Consider the following 18719-nt stretch of genomic DNA (forward strand, 5'->3'; position numbering starts at 1 on the left):
TGGAGGCCAACCGTGCATCGAGTTAATCTAGACCCTCATTCTTTTAATGAACAGGTATTTAAGTATGCTTCCTTTGGAATTGCTCTTGTAGCAGTTGATGGATCTATCCTCGCTGTGAATCCTGCTGTCACTAAAATTTTAGGTTACTCCGAAAAGGAATGTCTTAACCTTAAATTTGGCCAGCTATCCCATCCCGAAGATACCATCCAGGGAATCGAAGATGTTAAACATTTATTTTGGGACGTAAACTCAGAAATACAGATCGAGAATCGGATCATCGGTAAGCACGGCAAAATCCTGTGGGCTCACTTATCCATCCGGGCTTTCAGGGACGAAGCCGGCGAACCGCTGTACTATCTCTTACAACTCAGTGATATTTCTAGTCAAAAAGAATCGGAGCAGAAGCTGCAAGAATCGGTAGAACGATATACTTCTCTCAAAAAGTATAATCATGATGCCGTCATCTCGCTAAACCTGCAAGGCAGAATTATTAACGCCAACAACATGGCCGAAAAGCTTACGCGCTATAACGTCCAATCCGAATTAATCGGTATGAAACTCGCATACTTAATCGGTCAAGCCAATGTCACCAGGATTATCGAGGATGCGCTGCACGATAACACGGTAGAACAAGATATTACCTTTTTGATGATCAAGGGAGGCGAAACGGTCGAAGTGCTTACCAGTATCGCTCCTATTTTCGTGAACAGGCAAAACATCGGCTTTTACTTGATATGCAAAGATATTACGGAACAAAAGCAGTTACTCATCGCCAAGGAAACAGCGGAAAATACCAACAAAGCTAAAAGCGAGTTTTTGGCCATGATGAGCCATGAAATCCGAACCCCGATGAACGGTGTAATCGGGATGACGGATTTATTACTCGAGACGACCGACTTGGATGAAGAGCAGCGGAGCTACGTTGAGATTATTCGAACAAGCGGAGATACGCTTCTTGGCATCATTAACGACATCCTGGACCTGTCTAAAATCGAAGCAGGAAAGAGCGAATTACAAGAAAAGACTTTTGAGCTTCGCAACTGTATTAGAGACACCTTTGCGGTTGTCTCCCCAAAAGCTGTTGTAAAGAACCTGGAATTAACCTATACGATCGGGCACGATGTACCTGAATTCATCTATGCAGATTCGGATCGGCTCAAGCAGGTCCTTCTCAATCTGGTCGGTAATGCTGTGAAGTTCACACCAAATGGCTCTGTCTCGGTGTCCGTTAGAAAAGTAATCAAGGATTTTCAGACTCCCTTTCTCGCATTTACCATAACAGACACCGGAATCGGAATCCCTCCGGAGAAGTTAGGTGATATCTTTGAACCCTTTACCCAACTCGATCATTTTATGACCCGGAAGCACGAAGGAACAGGACTGGGTCTTGCCATTAGCAAAAGAATTGTTGATCTTATGGGCGGTGAGATTCTTGCGGAAAGCGACGGCAAGAGCGGTGCTACCTTTACGTTCCAGGTTAGGTACGGAACGCAAGCCAGGGATCAGCATCGCATCGCTTTAAATCCGTTGATAGACAGTAATCAGCATGCGAAGATCCTGTTAGCGGAAGATAACCCAACCAATCAATTGGTGCTTACCAAAATGATTGAGAGCCTCGGACATTCCGTAACGATTGTTGAGAACGGAATGCATGCGGTCGACGCCGCTGTTCATAACCACTTTGATTTAATCCTTATGGATCTCCATATGCCGGTAATGAATGGAGTAGACGCTGCCAGAGCCATCAAAAAAACACTTCATCCAAAAAAGACGCCGCCAATTATCGCAATAACCGCAAATGCCCTGAAGGGTGATCGGGAAAAATGTCTGGAGGCAGGGATGGACGATTACATCAGCAAACCTGTAAGAAGAGATGTCATTATTAAACTGCTAACCCAATATCTCAGCAGCAGTAACAACTAACTTTCAAAGATGAAGGCTCGGGTATGTTTACCCGAGCCTTCTGCTTGTCGTTTACATGAGTCTGATCAAAGAACCACTGATTGCTAATAAGATTACGATGATGTCATTCCATAATCAAGGGGTTCTGAAAATTCCATTGCAGAAAGTACAATAGAAAGCTTACATAACACTCATCCGTATAGGCTACACTGCAGAAAATACAACAGAAACAGCCTTCAACGCCGAAATGAGCCCGAAGCCGGGGATTCTATTGCACAAACTACAACGTAGCTTAGATACTCGCTCGCTCTGAGGGTCTACGTTGCAGAAACTGCAATGCAGCTGGGTTGCTCGCTCTTACTGAGGGTCTACGTTGTACAAACTACAACGTAGCTTAGATACTTGCTCGCTCTGAGGGTCTACGTTGTACAAACTACAACGTAGCTTAGATACTCGCTCGCTCTGAGGGTCTACGTTGCACAAACTACAACGTAGCTTAGTTACTCACTCTTACTGAGGGTCTACGTTGTACAAACTACAACGTAGTTTAGTTACTCACTCTTACTGAGGGTCTACGTTGCACAAACTGCAATGCAGCTGGATTGCTCGCAATTCGTGTGCGATATAACCGTGGGAACTAAAATGTTACTTGATCGGGGCGAGAGCGAGCGAACCGTACGCCTTTGTTGAAACATACTTTGGTGCGGTAATAAAAACCGGTTCTCGTAATGGTTCCCAAACCCTCAAACCGAATCCGCCGTTCTTGTTAGTGTTTTTTCTTTTTTCATTATGGTCTGTTCATATCTATCAATTTTATTATCCAGACGTTCCAACGTTTTCTTCATCTCTTCGATTCTGGTATTGAGCTGCATACGCTGCTCGACTAAGAGCTCTTTTCTTGCCTCATTGGTTTCATCGCCCTGTTGAAACAGTCCGACATACTCAATCAATACTTCTACAGGAAGACCTGCGCTTTGTCGCATACATTTGATAAAATCGACCCACTTACAGTCTTCTTCCGTATACTTCCTGATTCCGCTTTTGTTGCGGTTTACAGGAGGAATCAGTCCGATGCGTTCATAATAACGGAGTGTATCCTGTGAAAGCTCAAATTTTTCGCTTACTTCAGTAATCGTCATCAACATGCCGTTCACCTCCTGTTTTCCGATAGTATTGTGCTTGGAGCCGTGTTGGATAAAGCTACATAGAAGATTTTACAGTCTGGAGTTAACTCCAAGTCAATAGGAAATCTATTAAAATTGACCTGTCCAGGTTGTACATGGGTTGTATTTAGGTCTCACTTTTAATACAATTCTATTCTAATCCCTACTACAATTAAACATTGATGTATTACTAAACTTCTGTCTATAATTTTAAACAGATACAGAACGCATGCAATTGCTAATTTAGAGCGATTTGTTAATTAGTGAACAAATGCTTCATCATTGTTTATTATTTTCAGAAAGTACGGTGAACCTCCAATGACTAAAGTGGATAGACGAATACTCAAAACACAAGAAGCGTTAAAAAAAGCGGTTCTTGAATTGATGGCTGAAAAAAAGTTTGATGATATTACGATCCAAGATCTTTCCGACAGGGCAAATGTCAGCCGGGGAACAATTTATCTTCATTATATGGATAAGTACGATTTACTAGATAAGCTCATCGAATCCCATATCAATGAACTTCGAGAAAGGTGCGAAGCCGCAGCTGACATGGACTTTATAAGCGGGTCACTGATATGGACCGAATACTTTGAACACAATTATTCGTTCTTCTCGATGATGTTAGCGAGTAAAGGAGCCCCTTATTTTCGGACTCGGTTCCTCGACTTTCTTCTCGAAGAGTTTAGGGATGAGGTGGATGTGACCAAAGGAAAAAACCAGGGCTTAAGTCAAGATCTTACCGTTAGGTTTGTTGCAACGGCCTACGTAGGGGTAGTGGAATGGTGGTTTACAAACGACAAGCCAATTCCCCATCAAACTTTAGCAGAACAATTGGGGACATTGTTAGAGAGAAATTGCAATTAGAATAACACTAGCATTTAACGACGAATAATAGTTTATACTACCACCTTATACGGCCATTATTTTTTCTATTTTGCTAATATAGAAAAAAACCTCCCGAACCGAAGTCTGGGAGGTTTTTGAATTATTGAGATTACTCGACTGGAACCAGGCTGTCAAGAATAGCACGAAGACTAAGTTCACAGCCAGCCATAGACGTATCCGCGACACCGTAGTACATCTTCACGATATCACCTTCAACGAGAGCGCCACAGGCAAAAACGACGTCGCCGAAAAAGCCCTTTTTCTCATACTCGGCTACTGGTTCTAAAATCGGATTTTCAGATCGGGCGAGAACCTTGGACGGATCGTTCAGATCTAACAGCACAGCGCCCATGCAATACCGATGCTCCGCTGTTGCACCATGGTACAGCTCCAGCCAGCCGCGGTCGGTCTTAATCGGCACACAGCCGCCGCCCATACGGCCACCGTCCCACATTCCTTGTCGCAATCCGATCAAATGCTTGTGATTTCCCCAATATAGCAGATTGTCTGACTCTGCGATCCACATCTCAGGATTTCCCGTGCTCTTTGTCGTCGGACGGTGTAATGCGTAATATTTTCCATTCACTTTCTCTGGGAAAATGAGAACATCTTTGTTATCCGGCCCAAAAATCATACCATGATATGTCACATTCACAAAGTCGGTCGTCGACACCATCGACTCACCAACGCCTACTGGGCTGACAGCTGAGTAGTAAATGTAATACGTGTCGCCAATTTGGGTGATCCGTGGATCTTCGATTCCGAACGTCTCCAGATTATGCGATGGATAGAGAAAAGGCTTCTCATCTACTGTAAAATGATGTCCGTCCTTGCTGCGGGCAATCCGCAAATACGAAATTGATGTTAAATATTCGAAAGTAGCGCTCTGCGATTTATTCCGAATGACTCGCGGATCAGAGAAGTCGTATCGCTCGTCGTCGAGTCGCAGCTCGATTAGATCAAGATCCTTCTTCTCGATATTGAATACAGGCGCAAGCACGACATTTGGATCCGGGCTAATCGGCCGCTCCGCCACGCGAAGCAGCATGATGACTTCATCACCGTAAGCCGCGATGCCTGCATTAAAAGCACCAATCACTTCGAACTGATCACGGTGTGGCTTGACATCAGCAGGAGTAATCAACGGATTTTCTTCATAACGATAAACATTCATAACGGATTCTATAACTCCCTTTTTTCAAACATTTAATTTTCGAATTTGACGAAAGGATCATCAATGGTCAGCTTCTGCGCCTCAGCATCGCTTATTCCGGCGTAAAGCACTGCAGTACCGCCTTCAATATTCCGCACTAAACCGCCGCTGAATACTACATCTATCAAATCTGGGCGTTTCGAAGGTCCTGGCAGGAATGCGTCCCGTACGGCTATCAGCTCAATATCAGAGAACGTGCCGTCCGCCGGATCGAATGCAAATACCATCGGATAGTAGTGACGGTCAAAGCTGCCATCGTAGCATGCAATATGCCCAAGGACGCCGACCAAACCGTTCTTAAGCAGGTGCGCTTCGTTCGCGCCGCCCCACTCGTCGTCAGTGAATTGTCCTTCGAGCAAAGGAGCCTCATCGATAAGTTCCGTGCTCAATTCATTTAATGACCCTATCCGTACGAAGCCGATCTTGCCGCGGCCGCCCTTGTCCCCTTGAGGGCGGGTAAAGACGCCGATCGACGAGTCTGCAAGCTCAACGAGACGAATATCTTTCATTCCGTCCGGCCCTTTGAAGTAGTTCTTTAATGTATTGATACGCTCGCCTTTGTAGAACACTGTCCGCCATTTCATTACATGAGCATTGTCAGGATTCGGGAATATTTCCACGCCTCCCAGCACGAGTTCTCCAGCGATGCGGGTAAAGAAAGGATCCTGCAGTTGGAATACCGGCGCATCTTCGCGCTGTACCCAGACGCCGTCCTGTTCAACAAAGAACATAATGTCAGAATGCTCGCTGTCGCGAGATTCCACCCTTCCTGCAATGACCAGTACACCTTCATCCAAGAATGGGGCGGAAATATTGTAAACGTCCTTTCCGTCTACCCCAATTCCATTAAATATCAATTTTTGCGCATCACGGGGCGTTGCACCCGACTTATTATAGGACCGAAGCAGCTCATCGCATGTTATAACATCGGTTTTGATAAGATCCATACCGTTTTCTCCTTTTACTTGTTTTGCTTATTTTAAGTTGAATTGCATACCTTCCTGGAACTTCTTACCGAAAATAATGAACAAAATGATTATCGGCAACGTCAGCAGCACCGATGCTGCGTATAGCGGACCTGGATAAGTAGCGTAAGGTCCAAACATCTGCGACAACAAAACATTTAAAGTAAGCTTATCGTCACTGTTCACGATAATCATGTCCCACAGCAGCTCCGTCCACCGTTCCATGAGCAGGAAGAGGAAGATGATTGTTGTTATCGAACGGGACATAGGCAGCATCACTTTGTACATAATTTTGAAATCACTGGCTCCATCCAGCCTAGCAGCTTCGATGAACGTAGAAGGAACCGCTTTGAAGAAATTCGTGTACATAAAGATGGCCCACAAGCTGACCGCCTTCGGTATGATCATCCCCATGTAAGTGTCGTATAAACCGACGCGCTGCACGACGAGAAACGTCGGAATGAGCAAAATAATCGCAGGGAAAAACATATGGAACAGCACGAAATTATTGATCGTATCCCGGCCGCGGAAATTGAGTTTTGCTAAGGCGTAGGCAACCATCACGCCACTTAACATCATTAAAGCCGTAGAGCTGACCGAGACGATGACACTATTGAAAAATGCGTTCAGCCATGGTCGTGGCGTTCCGGTTTCACCGCCAGAAATCAGCCAACTGTATGATTTTAATGAGAAGGAACTAGGTATCGCTTTACGGTCGACCTCGCTCCAATCCGCAAAGGAGTGTAATATCATATACAAATACGGATACACCATGACGAGCAATAGAATTACTGCAATGCCGTAACGAAACGCCCGGCGGCTTGTTGTGTTGCGTTTAGACCCAACCATTGCGTTTCCCCCACATTTCCAGTAATTTTCTTATGATGAAGATCGAGATAAATGTAGTTATTGAGGCTAGCAATGCTACAGCTGACGCATAGCCGGCTTCAAGATTTTTAAATGCTTGATTAAAAATCTCCATTTGCCAAGTGTTCGTTCCGAAGTTCGGCCCGCCCCCAGTCAACTGATACACTTCCGTGAAAATACCGAACGTTACGCCAAACGATAAAATCAGTGTTGTATAAAAAGCCGGGTACAGTAGTGGAAGCGTGATACGCCAGAAGCGCTGATTATCTGTTACGCCATCTATCGCTGCCGCCTCATAAACTTCCTTATCGATACTCGATAAGCCCGACGTTAGAATCAATGCATAATATCCTGTAAATTTCCACGCCAAGATTAGTCCGACGACGAACAATGCTGACATGGGCGTGCCGAGCCAATCGATGTTGATGCCCAGCTTGCGAAGCGTGGTATTAAGAGGGCTCGTATATGAAAGCAACCCTTTCACGATAAGGGATGAAACAACACCCGATGATAAGTAAGGCAAGAAAAATCCAATCAGAAACAGGCTTTTCAATCGCGGTAAGCCGTGAACGACAACTGCAACACTCAAAGCAAGCACCGTAACAAGCGGAACAAAGACCATCATAAACTTGTATGTCACCCAGAATGAGGCATGTACGGCCGGTGATTTAAACGCTTCAATGAAGTTATCGAAGCCAATGAAATTATATTCCGGCGCGATGAGATCCCAATCTGTAAAGGATAGGTAGAAGGACCACAAAAGTGGTCCGAAGAAAAAAATTAGCGAATAAATAAGGTATGGGCTAGTAAATAACCAACCCAACCGATTGTTTTGTTTGTCCATATTTTTATCTCCCTACTTTTGAAGGGCGCCTTCAATGGCATTTTTCATGTTCGCCCATGCTTCTGAAGGTTCGATCTCGCCCCGTACGACTTTATTGAAAGCTTCTTGGCCAATCATCGTCTGCAGGTCGACATACTTTGCATTATCCATCGGAGGAATCGCATTCGGTACATTCTCCGCGTAAGGCTTCAATTCAGGATTAGCTTCCAAAATAGATTTAAACGAATCATTGCTCGTCAAATCGTCACGTGCTGGCGGCAGCTTTGTTTGCTCAAACCATTTCACATCGTTTTTCGTATCGGAATAAACCCATTTAATGAATTCAACCGCTGCTTTCTGCTCAGCTTCTGTTGCCTGGGCGAAGATCACAAGACCTTTCGTATCGGCAAATGTTTTGCTTGCAGCTGGATCCGCGCCATCCGGTACAGGCGGCATGGTCAATGCAAACGTCTCGTCTATTTTCATGTTAGGATATTTCTCGGCCCACATGCTGAATGTCCATGGACCTAAGTCAGTGAAGACACCTACGCCATTCTCAAAAGGATCCGTTACGGTTTGCGTCAATATCCCTTTTTCTTTGCGAAGGTTATCCACGAAAGTGAGCACTTCAATTCCGGCCTTGTCATCCCCGATAAATTTACTTCCATCTACCAGTTTGTTGCCGTTAGAAGCCGCATCATACAGCATATAGAAATCGAACCAACGCTTCCAGAAAGTTGGATCTGCAAGGTCTGGCTTCGCCCAGACGAATTTATCCGGATACTTTGCTTTCAACTTCTTAGCCACATCGATCATCTCGCTGTAGGTTTTCGGCAATGTATCGATACCCGCTTCTTTCAAAATATCAATGCGCCAGCCGAACAGCATAGGGTTCGAATAAATCGGCAGTACGTATTGGTGACCGTCAGCAAATTTCCAAGGTTCAAGCGTTGCAGACATATTTCGGTTCTTTACGATATCTTCGAAACCAGGCAGCGACTCGAGTGGAACGAGCGCCTTACTGTTCGCCAACTGAGCGGCAAAACCGCGGTTAATATTTTCCGAGATCGTCGGTGCGCTCTTCCCTGCGATTGCCGCCTGAATGCTCGCTTCTGAGCTTGGCGACTCTTTAATTGGGCTTACATTGATTTTGACCGATGGGTTCTCTTTTGTGTACTCAGCGGCAATTTCTTTCCAATATGCCTGCTGCGTTGGATTCGGAGCAGCCCAAAATTCGATGGTCGTTACGTTGGCAGCGTTGCCATTATCGGCATTATCACTGCTTTTCGCGCAAGCTGCCAGCATGGAGCTTGCAATAACGGTAACGAGTAGTGTGGATACCAGCTTTTTCATTTGTAAATACCCTCCTTGGATGTTGGGGAAATCTGTTGTGCCAAGCGGTACTGACTATACAAACAACATTACAAAGAATTACAAAAATAATTACTAAACAGTATTTGTAACTGTCTTGTCACTTATTATTAACTTTTTGTAACGCAAAGTCAAGTGAATAAATCATGCAAATACTTGCTTACAAGATGGGCTTATGTTTACTTATTTAATTTGTAACGTTACAATAAATCATATAAAGTCCGTCTGCATCCTTGAGGCGGGAAAGGATGTTACGGTATGAAACCAAAAGTAACGATGCAGCAAATAGCCGATGAGCTCAAGCTATCGAAAAACTCCGTTTCTCAAGCACTATCAGGCAAGGATGGCGTCAGTGAAGAAACGCGTAATCTAGTCATGAATAAAGCGCAAGAATTGGGATATATCTATCCGAAAAATAAGAAAACATCTTTTGGATCCCAAGAAACATCTAAACAAACCGGGACATTAGCGCTCATTGCATCCGACTTCGCATTTAGTATGCGCGGATTTTTCGGAGAAATTTACTTAAGCATTGAGAAAGAAGCCAAACAGCGGGGATATGAGCTGCTTATTCAATCCGTCGACCGTACTGCAATTGCTGAACGCAAACTATTCCCATTCCTAGAGAACCGATCGGTGGATGGTTTGATTATCTTGTCGCACATAACGACGGAATATACGGAAATGCTATTGAAAACAGGTATTCCAGCCGTAATGATCGATCATCATCATCCAGATCTGCAAGTGGACTGTATTCTAACAAATAACCGTTTTGGTTCTTATGAAGCGATTAGGCATTTGGTTGAACTTGGACACCGGGATATCGGTTTTGTAGGAGATACCCAGTTCTCGCCCAGTTATCAGGAACGGTTGGACGGATATCGGGTGGCGATGCAGGCGTTTGGGTTGGCCGTCAAGGAGATGTGGGTTTGCTCACGGGCGGTTGAAGACAGTACATTTATTCACGAATACACAAAAAGCTTAGAGAGCCAGCCTACTGCCTGGTTTTGTGTGAATGACGGATTAGGGTTTTTCATAACCTCCGCCGTGCAGCAACTTGGTATGAAAGTACCGGAAGAAGTATCCATTGTCAGTTTCGATAATGGCTATTTATCTCAAATTTCAACACCACCATCCACAACGATCGATGTTGACTTAAAACTGTTCGCCGCCAAAGCAGTTGAACGGCTCATGGAGCGTATATACGATCCGACACAGCCTTACACTGAGCTGCATCTGCCTACCAAGCTGGTTGTGAGGGAATCCACAGGCCGGCCGAAGGAATAAGGACGGATCGATAATGCTCATTTTAGATATTCTGTTATTTGTAATCGATTAGGTGGATTTGCAGGCTGAAATACACAAAACCGTCAGGGAAGTTCATCCTGACGGTTTTTCGTTTGCAAATGCAGCGTTTTCCAAAGCTGCTAGTTAGGGTATGAAGGATTAATTACAGCTTGTCCACGAGCCGCTGCCCGTTTTGTTTGAGCATTAGGGTCTAAGATGCTGCAGACTTGTTCTATGCTCAACTCGTCGTGTGGCTTGAAATCCTCTGAAGCGGCATAGTTAAGTAAGCTATGAAGCAGCTGCCGTACTTCCGGTTTATCCTGCTGCCCTAAGAGATCGCTTGAGCATACAAACAGACTGCCCTCACCGACTTTAGCTTCAAAAATAAGAGCGAGCTTATGGTTTCGTTCAAAGTTGTCAATGACTTGCACGATAGGACGGAAGTTCTCCGGCAAATCATCAAGAATAAGGGAATGCGAATTCATGACAATTGGCCACCACTGCCAATTGCTGTGAAATTCAGTCGGGAATGAATGAAAAGCAGGATGCTGTTCATCACATAGAATTCCAAGTGTTCCGGGTGCCGGCTCAGCGTGTTTTCCTTCACAAATGGAGCGGAACATCGGATAACACCAGAAATCGGAAGCGAATGCTCCTTTAATATGAGAAGATAGCTCCTCCTGCTTAGGAAGCAATAGTACGCGGCCGCCAGCATCTAATAGGCTGTAAACCTCTTGATCGAACGATTGACGCAAATAAACGTGATTCGATGGCTGCGTCACGACATTTTCCGGGTACACCCAAATTGGATAATGATTTACGATTTCGGTGCCTTTCCATTTGAGCTCTAGCGACAACTTGCCAGGAACCTTGGCCTCAGACAGATCAATTTCAATCGTACCCATAATCTTGAGAACGCCTTGCTGTACATCCATTGACTCGGTTTCCCCAGCTCCGATTACAAGGTCACCCTGTTTGATTGACCATGCAAGCTTTACTGCAGAAAGATCTCTTGGGCCAAAATTAGCCATCTCCAGCTGCGCTTTAAATCGTTCATTTGAAGCGTACGTATATCGTGGGAAACGGGCCAGCAATACAATCTCTGAGCAAAACTCACGCCATTGCTCCGGCTCAATAAAACCTTTTGATTCCATAAATGCGTCCAGGATTCCAACTAAGGCTGTGCCTTGACCAGGGAAGTCCTGCAAATCAAGCAGCTGGAAGCCGCCAAAGCCCGGCGTCCGCAAGGCAGCCTCGATTTCTTCGCGGTAACAAATAACGGCGAGCTGTCCGGATGCCCGGAAGAAATCATCCGCTTGATCAAGCATTCCCATGCTGTGAAGCCTTTCACTAAACACTTCGAAATTCCGTGCTTGCAGGACACCAGTATACTTGTCTATCTCTTGGAAATTAGGAAAGGATTGATATTGTCCGATTTCATGACTTATCGTAGGTACGTTAATTTCCGGCAGATTATCCCTGTAATCCGTTAGCGTAGACGGATAGTACGCCTGTACATGCCCTAGCGGCAAGTCAGCGTGGGAGAATGAAGCGCGTATAATCGAGTCTCCATGGCCTGTTCGCATCGTTACCCAAAAATCAGAATCATCCGAGAAAGACGGTGCCCAGAAATAGTTGTTTGCCCCTTCGGCATATAAGCGCCTATTATCTTGTTCCCTATACTCGTTCAGGAGACTAGACATCGCTTTGCGGCTGCCATGCAGCTCATTGCCAAGGGTAAACAAGGCAAACGAAGGGTGATTTCCGTAAGCATTTAAAATACGCAATCCTTCATTACGCAAATATTCGGCCATCGCCTCATCATAACCTTCATCTTCCGGATCCTGAAACGCTCCCCAATAGGGCAGCTCCGGTTCAAAATAAATGCCTAACAGGTCGGCTGCCATAAATCCGGCTTCGGGAGGGCAGCAGGTATGAAAGCGGTAATGGTTAATACCATAGGACTTGGCAACCGATAATACCTTCACCCACTCTTCCAACGTCATTGGTGAATAGCCCGTCAAAGGAAATGTTAACGCATCATGTTTTCCCCTCAAAAAAACTTTACGCCCATTGTTCGTAAACTGCGTTCCTGCGGTTCCAAATTCACGCATACCGAAGCTAACCGTCTGATCGTCCCGGTCTCCCGTTCCGGCTGTGCTCGTTTCAAGTGTCAGTTGTAAATGATGCAGGATAGGCGTGAACTCATCCCATAATGCCGCATCTTCACCCAGGGCATAATCCAGCTCCACCTTTTGACTGCCCGGTATCGAACGGATCTGAAACGTTTTTTCGGCAAACGATGCTCCTGCCTCGTTTAGCTTTGTATGATCCGGCTGCGAAATGGTAACTTTGGCATCCGCATAATCCGCAGTATCATTAATTAACTGAAACTTTAGTCGAACGGACTTTTTTGCGACGTCTGGATAGGCCTGAATGTTCTCCATGCGGACTGCCTCTGCGACCTGAATTTCAATTTTCCCAAGCAAACCGTTCCAGTTCGTTTGCGTATCCGGAGATGTCATATGTCCGCCTTTAACAGGCAACCCGCTGTTGTCGACCAAAACCGTCAGAGTATAAGTTCCAGCATCCATGGGACCTAGCTCATAAACATGAGGGGTACTTACACTATTCTGAATTCCCTTCCAATCCTCGCCGATCCAAACCTGCGACACTCTTGTCCGCTCCATATACAGCCGGATTTGTTTACCGGTCCATGCTCCTTTTATCTCTATCTCCCTTTGATACCAGGCATAGCCGAATAGAGGGTAGGTTTCCGTTAGATGTGCAATCTCCCGTGCCGAGTTATAATTGCCTTTTTTGTTCTCAGCCGTCGTACCCGGCAGTTGAATCACATCCGATAGTTTGCTATTAAAAAATTCTTGGATAATTCCTTGCTTCGCATCATCCAAACTAAATCTCCACGTCCCTGCAATGGACTCCCTAATCATGTCTGATAACCTCCGTTATTGGATTACAAATTGTCGTTAATAATAGTCTCTAAATTCTTGCGGCGTATATCCCGTTGTCTTCTTGAACAAATATGCAAAATAAGCAGGAGTTTGGAACCCGACTTGTTCGGATACCTCATATACCTTGATACTCGGATCGCGCAGAAGCTCCTTCGCTTTATTCATCCGCGTTTCCTGTAAAAAGTCTGAGATGGTTTTGCCCATTTCTTTTTTGAAAAGCACACTTAGGTAACTGGCATTCAGATGATAGATTCCTGCTATTTGCTTGACGGTGACATGCTCCTGGAAGTGATTTTCCATATACTCGATAACCTTACCGATTAAATTATGCCGCTGGCTCGCCTCACCCTTTGTTTCAATGGCCATGTAGCGGTGAATATAATCGAGTACCGTGTCTCGGATTTGCGTTTCGTTTCTGCAGTGGATAAGCTTTTGCCACATTTGCAGATTCATTTCTCCGCCCAAATCGCTGTTCCATTTCTGCTTGCGGGCCAGCTCACTCAGTATCGCCATGCCAAACGCTTGGATATAGGTAAAATGCATCGATGGCTGCGACAACAGCAAATCAAATACATTGTTTACGTAAGCGACAACCTTATGGGAATCCGATGAGGTTTCTGTTAGCTGTATAATTTCGGGTATCACCTCTTCACGCAGTCGAAATTGTTGATACTCCGACTCATCCAGGTGATCGTAATGCGAGATTTGGCCGTCTTCTACCAGCCGGGATCTGGCTATCATGAATTTAGCTTCCTTGTATAGCGACGGAACCTCTTCCCAGGATGCACATACCCTGCTAATGCCGATGGTGACCGTTGTCCCGTACTGCTCCTGCATGACGCTTTGCACGAATGTCAGCTGCTTATCAATAGCAGCACGTTCACTTGGAATTAAATCAATGTGCAGCGCTGCAACCTCATCCGCACCGATTTTGGCAACAAATACTTGTTTATATTCACTAAGGCCAATATTAACCGCTTTCAAGAGCCCTGCTCCAATAACAACACGCTCTCTTGCTTCCTGTCCTGAAGAATGGTAGTCATCGAAACCGAACACAATTAAACCGATTTCTTGATGGTTCATAGGAAGTCCGAGCAGGCGTCCCCATGAATGCAGCATCTCAGGATTAACTCCACCTTCTTCAATTACATCCGTCACAAAACGCTCTCTAACGACGTCAAGGCTGCCCGTTACTTTCTTCTGCAGCTCAAGCGTTTGATTTTTCATTTGCTCCATCTTTTCTAATGTCGTCCGAAATCCGGTTAATTTACTTTCTACTTCTTCTACTTTTATAGGCTTTAGTACGTAAGCTTGAGCCCCGACATTCATCGCTTCCTGAACAAATTCAAATTCGTTATAACCGCTAATCATAAGAACCTGAAGCTGAGGACGAGTTGCTTTGCACTCAGCAACAAGATCAATCCCGGTCATTACGGGCATTGAAACATCAGAAATAAGCACGTCGAACTCGAATTTATCCATTAGATCCAGTGCCTCTTGTCCCGACTCTGCCGTGGAAGGAACATCGTATCCGAGCTCTTCCCATTTAATATAACGAACCAGCCCTTGAATATGAGAGGGTTCATCATCAACGATTAATGCTTTTAACAACGTCACACATCCTTCCTGATCTGTGGCCTTTGTACACATGCCGGGATACTGATACTAACCGCCGTCCATTCATTTTCTTTGCTCTCAATTGTAAATTCATGTCGATCCTCAAAGTACAGCTGGAGCCGCTCTCGAATATTCGCAGTTCCAAACCCGTTTCCGTTCCCTACCCGATTTCCTGATCGTATTTGTTCCAGCACTTCGCCAGGAATGCCTCTGCCGTTGTCGTATACTTCGAGCCTGACGTTTTCGTATTTCATTTCAACAGATATTCGAATGACAGCTTCTTTCCTTCCTGTAATGTTGCCATGCAAATAACAATTTTCCACAATGGGCTGCAAAAGTAGCTTAATCGTATATAGATTCAGTAAACCCTGATCGATATTCCACTCTATTCTTACTCTGCCTGGATAGCGCATCTCCTGAATATCCAGATAAGCCTTTACATGCTCAAGTTCACCCTGAATTTGCGTCACATTAATTTTGTTATCTAATGCCAATCGGTAAAAAGCAGTTAAAGCATCAATCGTCTTAAGCTGCGTCTCATCCTGTAAATCGAGCGCCCGCCATCTAAGCAAGCTTAACGAATTGTAAATAAAATGCGGATTGATTTGCGCCTGCAAAGCTTTGAATGATTGCTCACGTTCCTTGAGATTCGCTTGCGTAATATCCTCAACAAGCTTGCCTAAGCGACCGGACATCGAATTAAATAAGATTTCGAGCTCGCCTAGTTCATCCTTTTCCGTATTCCTTATGCTGACATCGAACTGGCCTTGACTTACATCATACATTCGAGTGCCGAGCTTACGAATTCGCCAGACGACGTTTTTGAGAACGGTCATCATCAAAAAGGTTGAAAATAATAGAAAAAAGAAAACGACTAAAATGATGCCATATAAGATCGTCTTGGACTGCTTTTCCAACTGATCCATATGAATAACCGCGGCTACCTGCCATTTCGAATCAATGGGCTTCACCATGAACAGATTTCCATCTACCATAAGGCCGCCGGTTACGCTTGCCTCTTCTAAATTCTCCGATAAAGAGGTGGTTTGAACCGTTAAACCGATTTTCTTAGGATCAGAAGAAACGATAATATTGCCGCTCTCGTCAATAATCGATAATTCGCCGGAACCGCTGAATGGACGGTCAAATAACTTCCCAAAAACCGTCTTATAATCGAGCGGCATATATATGATTCCTAGTAAGTTGCCTGAAGGAGCACTGATTTTATGAGAAATGACGAGTTTGTCCTTATTAACGTTGCTCCAGCTTAACGAACGGGCGGCCTGCTTTGCTTTCGCAAACCATTCCGTTTCGCTCAAACCCGGCAGTAACATACGCTCTTCAGATTTCCAAAGCAGCCGTCCGTCCTGTACAAGCATTGGATTGGTATGATAGATTCGAAAATCGTCAATGCCCGGCAAATATTTACTCGTGAATACGAAAGACCGATCAACATACTCCACCGTATTTAATTGCTCAAACATATTCGAATAATCCCGACTTAACCTTGATATAAGTTCTCCGTCTGTAGCCGTCCTTATAGCAAGCACATCGTAGCTCTGTTTGCGAAATTCTATATTCTGCACCGTTTGGCGCATGGCTTCATTAATCGTAACCAAATAATTCGCGCGGAAGCTTTCCAATGCAAGATAACCAGCAGCAACTCCAAGCAGTATCGTAGGAATAAAAATAATGGCGACGTAAAGAATCAATACCTTTCGTCGGAGGTTCATGCTGCTTGTAAAACGGATAACGATACGTTCAAGTCTGCGGCGTAAGCGCAATATAATCCCCTCCTTCCCATCATTCTACTCATTATACGCGCAATGGAAAAGGGAGCAACCGCATTGCAGCGGTTGCTCCTTCGGCAGTTATCATTCGCCTTATTCTTTGATTAATGCATCATATTGCTCAAACCATTCTTGCTTGACTTCGCTCCAGTGGCTTCGTTTTTCCAGTGCATCGCGGAATGCCTGCCAAGTGGATTCGAATTGCTCGTCGCTCGTGGACATGATGAGCTTCGCGCGGTATTCCTTACGGATATTTTCCAGCTCGGGCAAGTATTTCTCCAGCAGACCGCCTGCTTTAGCCTTCACGAGATCATGGGGTTCCGTACTGCGCACACCGCCCATTTGGCCAACTGCTTCGGTAAATTCTGCCGTTTTCTTGCTTCCAGCCTTGTCGCTTTGGCCGTAGTTCCACCATGGATACCAGTCATTATTATAGGAAGAAATCATATATAATTCAGGCGTTACTTTTGCTTTTTGTGCAGGCTCTCCCGAATTGCGTGCTTTTTCGTACTCTGCGTCAATGTATTTCCATTGACCCAGCGGCTGGTCAATCCAGCCCCAGAACTTGCCTTCCGGACCTTCATTAATGACATTTTGTTGTTCCGCATTTGGCTTCAAGGTGTAGTCTAGAAACTTCATAATCGATTCAATATTTTTGGAGTCCTTACTGATGTATACATCATAACCGGGATAAGGATTAATTACGGTATTCGCTCCAAGCTTATCCACGCCTTGCACTTTAGGGAAAGGTACGACTTGATAGAACCAGCCCGGCTCCGTCGGTCCGTCCAGTTGTTCCCATAGTGTTGGGTCCACATTAAAGAAACTCCCCACATTCATCGCTACTCGTCCAGCTTTGTTTTTCTCTTTGTAACGTTCTTTCTTGTCGGTTACAACCTCGGGATCAACCAAATTAGAACGATACATCTTGTTCATCCATTGATAGGCTGCTTTATACTGCGGATCGTCGTACAAGAGAACAAGCTCGTCACCTTTCTGCTCGGCCGGAATGATTCCGCCGCCTGTTGTTACGCCAAACGTGCTTAGAACCGCGTTTTCATCATTCCAGCTTGCTGTGTCGTTAGGATCCATCAGGAAACTAAGCGGCAGCAATGGCTTGCCGGAATCGTCTTTCTGCTCTGCCGCTTTCTTCAGATACGCTTCTACGCCTTCTAAGGTAGCCAAATCTGCAACGGTCATGCCTGCTTTCTCCAACACGTCCGTACGAACGAGCCAGGTTTGCGAAGCCCAGCCCGGCCACGGGTTATCCGGATTTTGATCAAACCAGGTGGGTATCGACCAAATATGGCCATCAGCATCCTTCATCTCTTCCAAATATTCTTTTGGAATGGCTGCTAGGCTGGGATACTTATCCGGCATTTCGAAATATTGCTCTACCGAAATGACCTTCTTGGATCGGATCATGGCTGCTTTAACGATTTCGCTGCGGCCAAATACGGCTGCATCTTTAAATCCGCCAGTATTCAGCTTCAGGTTAAGCGCAGTTACCGCGTCACCCTGCGTAGCTTCAAGTTCTACTTCGATGCCCGGTTCTTCTTCTTTCCAATATTTTTGAACAAGGCTATCATTGTTGATTGTTGCGGACCATCCTAACCACAAATTAAACTTTTCCGAACCCTTTGCTGCATCTCCATTGTCTGTCTCTTCTGCAGCGCCCTTCGTATTGTTCTTCGATGAATTCGAATCCGAACATCCAACGGCAGTCGTAAGTAATATGATGATCGCCAATGCTGCAAGGCCGCTATTTCTGAGCCAATTACCCTTCTTCATTCCTTTTTTCTCCCCTTTTAGTTTCATTTACCTTGGTATGTGGTTAATCTTAATACCCTCAAATGGTTGG

Annotated in this window: 13 protein-coding genes; 3 read left to right on the plus strand and 10 right to left on the minus strand. The window is 45.1% G+C overall.

The window, feature by feature from the left end:
* Window positions 1-12: 12 nt before the first annotated feature.
* A complete protein-coding gene (locus AC1DLI_RS20835; RefSeq protein ID WP_477605995.1) occupies window positions 13-1923 on the plus strand; it encodes a PAS domain S-box protein in 1911 nt (636 codons plus the stop codon).
* 722 nt (window positions 1924-2645) lie between these two features.
* Here the strand turns inward: AC1DLI_RS20835 and AC1DLI_RS20840 are convergent.
* Complete coding sequence (locus tag AC1DLI_RS20840) at window positions 2646-3047, minus strand: MerR family transcriptional regulator (RefSeq protein WP_477605997.1); 402 nt, start codon at window positions 3045-3047, stop codon at window positions 2646-2648.
* Between the two features lie 336 nt (window positions 3048-3383).
* On the opposite strand from AC1DLI_RS20840, the gene AC1DLI_RS20845 reads away from it, so the two are divergent.
* Window positions 3384-3932 carry a TetR/AcrR family transcriptional regulator gene (locus AC1DLI_RS20845; protein WP_477605999.1) on the plus strand — a complete coding sequence of 183 codons (549 nt, stop codon included), beginning with the start codon at window positions 3384-3386 and terminating at the stop codon, window positions 3930-3932.
* Window positions 3933-4062: 130 nt separating this feature from the next.
* Here AC1DLI_RS20845 and AC1DLI_RS20850 read toward each other — a convergent pair whose 3' ends face one another.
* Genes AC1DLI_RS20850 through AC1DLI_RS20870 form a run of 5 tightly spaced genes read right to left on the minus strand, consistent with a single transcriptional unit; the run spans window position 4063 to window position 9174 of the window.
* A complete protein-coding gene (locus AC1DLI_RS20850) occupies window positions 4063-5127 on the minus strand; it encodes a BtaManbiosPhlase (RefSeq protein ID WP_477606001.1) in 1065 nt (354 codons plus the stop codon).
* A 32-nt stretch (window positions 5128-5159) separates the two neighbouring features.
* Complete coding sequence (locus AC1DLI_RS20855) at window positions 5160-6113, minus strand: MTP-1 family protein (RefSeq protein WP_477606003.1); 954 nt, start codon at window positions 6111-6113, stop codon at window positions 5160-5162.
* A gap of 27 nt (window positions 6114-6140) precedes the next feature.
* Window positions 6141-6980, minus strand: a complete 840-nt coding sequence (locus AC1DLI_RS20860) for a carbohydrate ABC transporter permease (RefSeq protein WP_477606005.1) — start codon at window positions 6978-6980, stop codon at window positions 6141-6143.
* Window positions 6967-7842: a carbohydrate ABC transporter permease gene (locus AC1DLI_RS20865; RefSeq protein ID WP_477606007.1), complete on the minus strand. Its 876-nt coding sequence runs from the start codon at window positions 7840-7842 to the stop codon at window positions 6967-6969. Before AC1DLI_RS20865 ends, AC1DLI_RS20860 begins: the two co-directional genes overlap by 14 nt.
* A gap of 12 nt (window positions 7843-7854) precedes the next feature.
* Complete coding sequence (locus AC1DLI_RS20870; RefSeq protein WP_477606009.1) at window positions 7855-9174, minus strand: ABC transporter substrate-binding protein; 1320 nt, start codon at window positions 9172-9174, stop codon at window positions 7855-7857.
* Window positions 9175-9450: 276 nt separating this feature from the next.
* On the opposite strand from AC1DLI_RS20870, the gene AC1DLI_RS20875 reads away from it, so the two are divergent.
* A complete protein-coding gene (locus AC1DLI_RS20875; protein WP_477606011.1) occupies window positions 9451-10479 on the plus strand; it encodes a LacI family DNA-binding transcriptional regulator in 1029 nt (342 codons plus the stop codon).
* Between the two features lie 140 nt (window positions 10480-10619).
* On the opposite strand, the gene AC1DLI_RS20880 is transcribed toward AC1DLI_RS20875, so the two are convergent.
* From AC1DLI_RS20880 to AC1DLI_RS20895, 4 genes are all read right to left on the minus strand, one after another.
* Complete coding sequence (locus AC1DLI_RS20880; protein WP_477606013.1) at window positions 10620-13430, minus strand: glycoside hydrolase family 2 protein; 2811 nt, start codon at window positions 13428-13430, stop codon at window positions 10620-10622.
* A gap of 36 nt (window positions 13431-13466) precedes the next feature.
* Complete coding sequence (locus AC1DLI_RS20885) at window positions 13467-15068, minus strand: response regulator (protein ID WP_477606015.1); 1602 nt, start codon at window positions 15066-15068, stop codon at window positions 13467-13469.
* Entirely contained in the window at window positions 15065-16852 is a 1788-nt protein-coding gene (locus tag AC1DLI_RS20890; RefSeq protein WP_477606017.1) for a cache domain-containing sensor histidine kinase, read from the minus strand. Before AC1DLI_RS20890 ends, AC1DLI_RS20885 begins: the two co-directional genes overlap by 4 nt.
* 99 nt (window positions 16853-16951) lie before the next feature.
* Window positions 16952-18649: a type 2 periplasmic-binding domain-containing protein gene (locus AC1DLI_RS20895; protein ID WP_477606019.1), complete on the minus strand. Its 1698-nt coding sequence runs from the start codon at window positions 18647-18649 to the stop codon at window positions 16952-16954.
* Window positions 18650-18719: the final 70 nt, after the last annotated feature.

The organism is Paenibacillus sp. 01T443, assembly GCF_056398325.1.

Excerpts from the sequence above, each read along its gene's own strand:
- AC1DLI_RS20895 (WP_477606019.1), bottom strand. The coding sequence starts at position 18,649 with ATGAAGAAGGGTAATTGGCTCAGAAATAGCGGCCTTGCAGCATTGGCG.
- AC1DLI_RS20850 (WP_477606001.1), bottom strand. The coding sequence starts at position 5,127 with ATGAATGTTTATCGTTATGAAGAAAATCCGTTGATTACTCCTGCTGAT.
- AC1DLI_RS20855 (WP_477606003.1), bottom strand. The coding sequence starts at position 6,113 with ATGGATCTTATCAAAACCGATGTTATAACATGCGATGAGCTGCTTCGG.
- AC1DLI_RS20840 (WP_477605997.1), bottom strand. The coding sequence starts at position 3,047 with ATGTTGATGACGATTACTGAAGTAAGCGAAAAATTTGAGCTTTCACAG.
- AC1DLI_RS20865 (WP_477606007.1), bottom strand. The coding sequence starts at position 7,842 with ATGGACAAACAAAACAATCGGTTGGGTTGGTTATTTACTAGCCCATAC.
- AC1DLI_RS20880 (WP_477606013.1), bottom strand. The coding sequence starts at position 13,430 with ATGATTAGGGAGTCCATTGCAGGGACGTGGAGATTTAGTTTGGATGAT.
- AC1DLI_RS20870 (WP_477606009.1), bottom strand. The coding sequence starts at position 9,174 with ATGAAAAAGCTGGTATCCACACTACTCGTTACCGTTATTGCAAGCTCC.
- AC1DLI_RS20860 (WP_477606005.1), bottom strand. The coding sequence starts at position 6,980 with ATGGTTGGGTCTAAACGCAACACAACAAGCCGCCGGGCGTTTCGTTAC.
- AC1DLI_RS20875 (WP_477606011.1), top strand. The coding sequence starts at position 9,451 with ATGAAACCAAAAGTAACGATGCAGCAAATAGCCGATGAGCTCAAGCTA.
- AC1DLI_RS20845 (WP_477605999.1), top strand. The coding sequence starts at position 3,384 with ATGACTAAAGTGGATAGACGAATACTCAAAACACAAGAAGCGTTAAAA.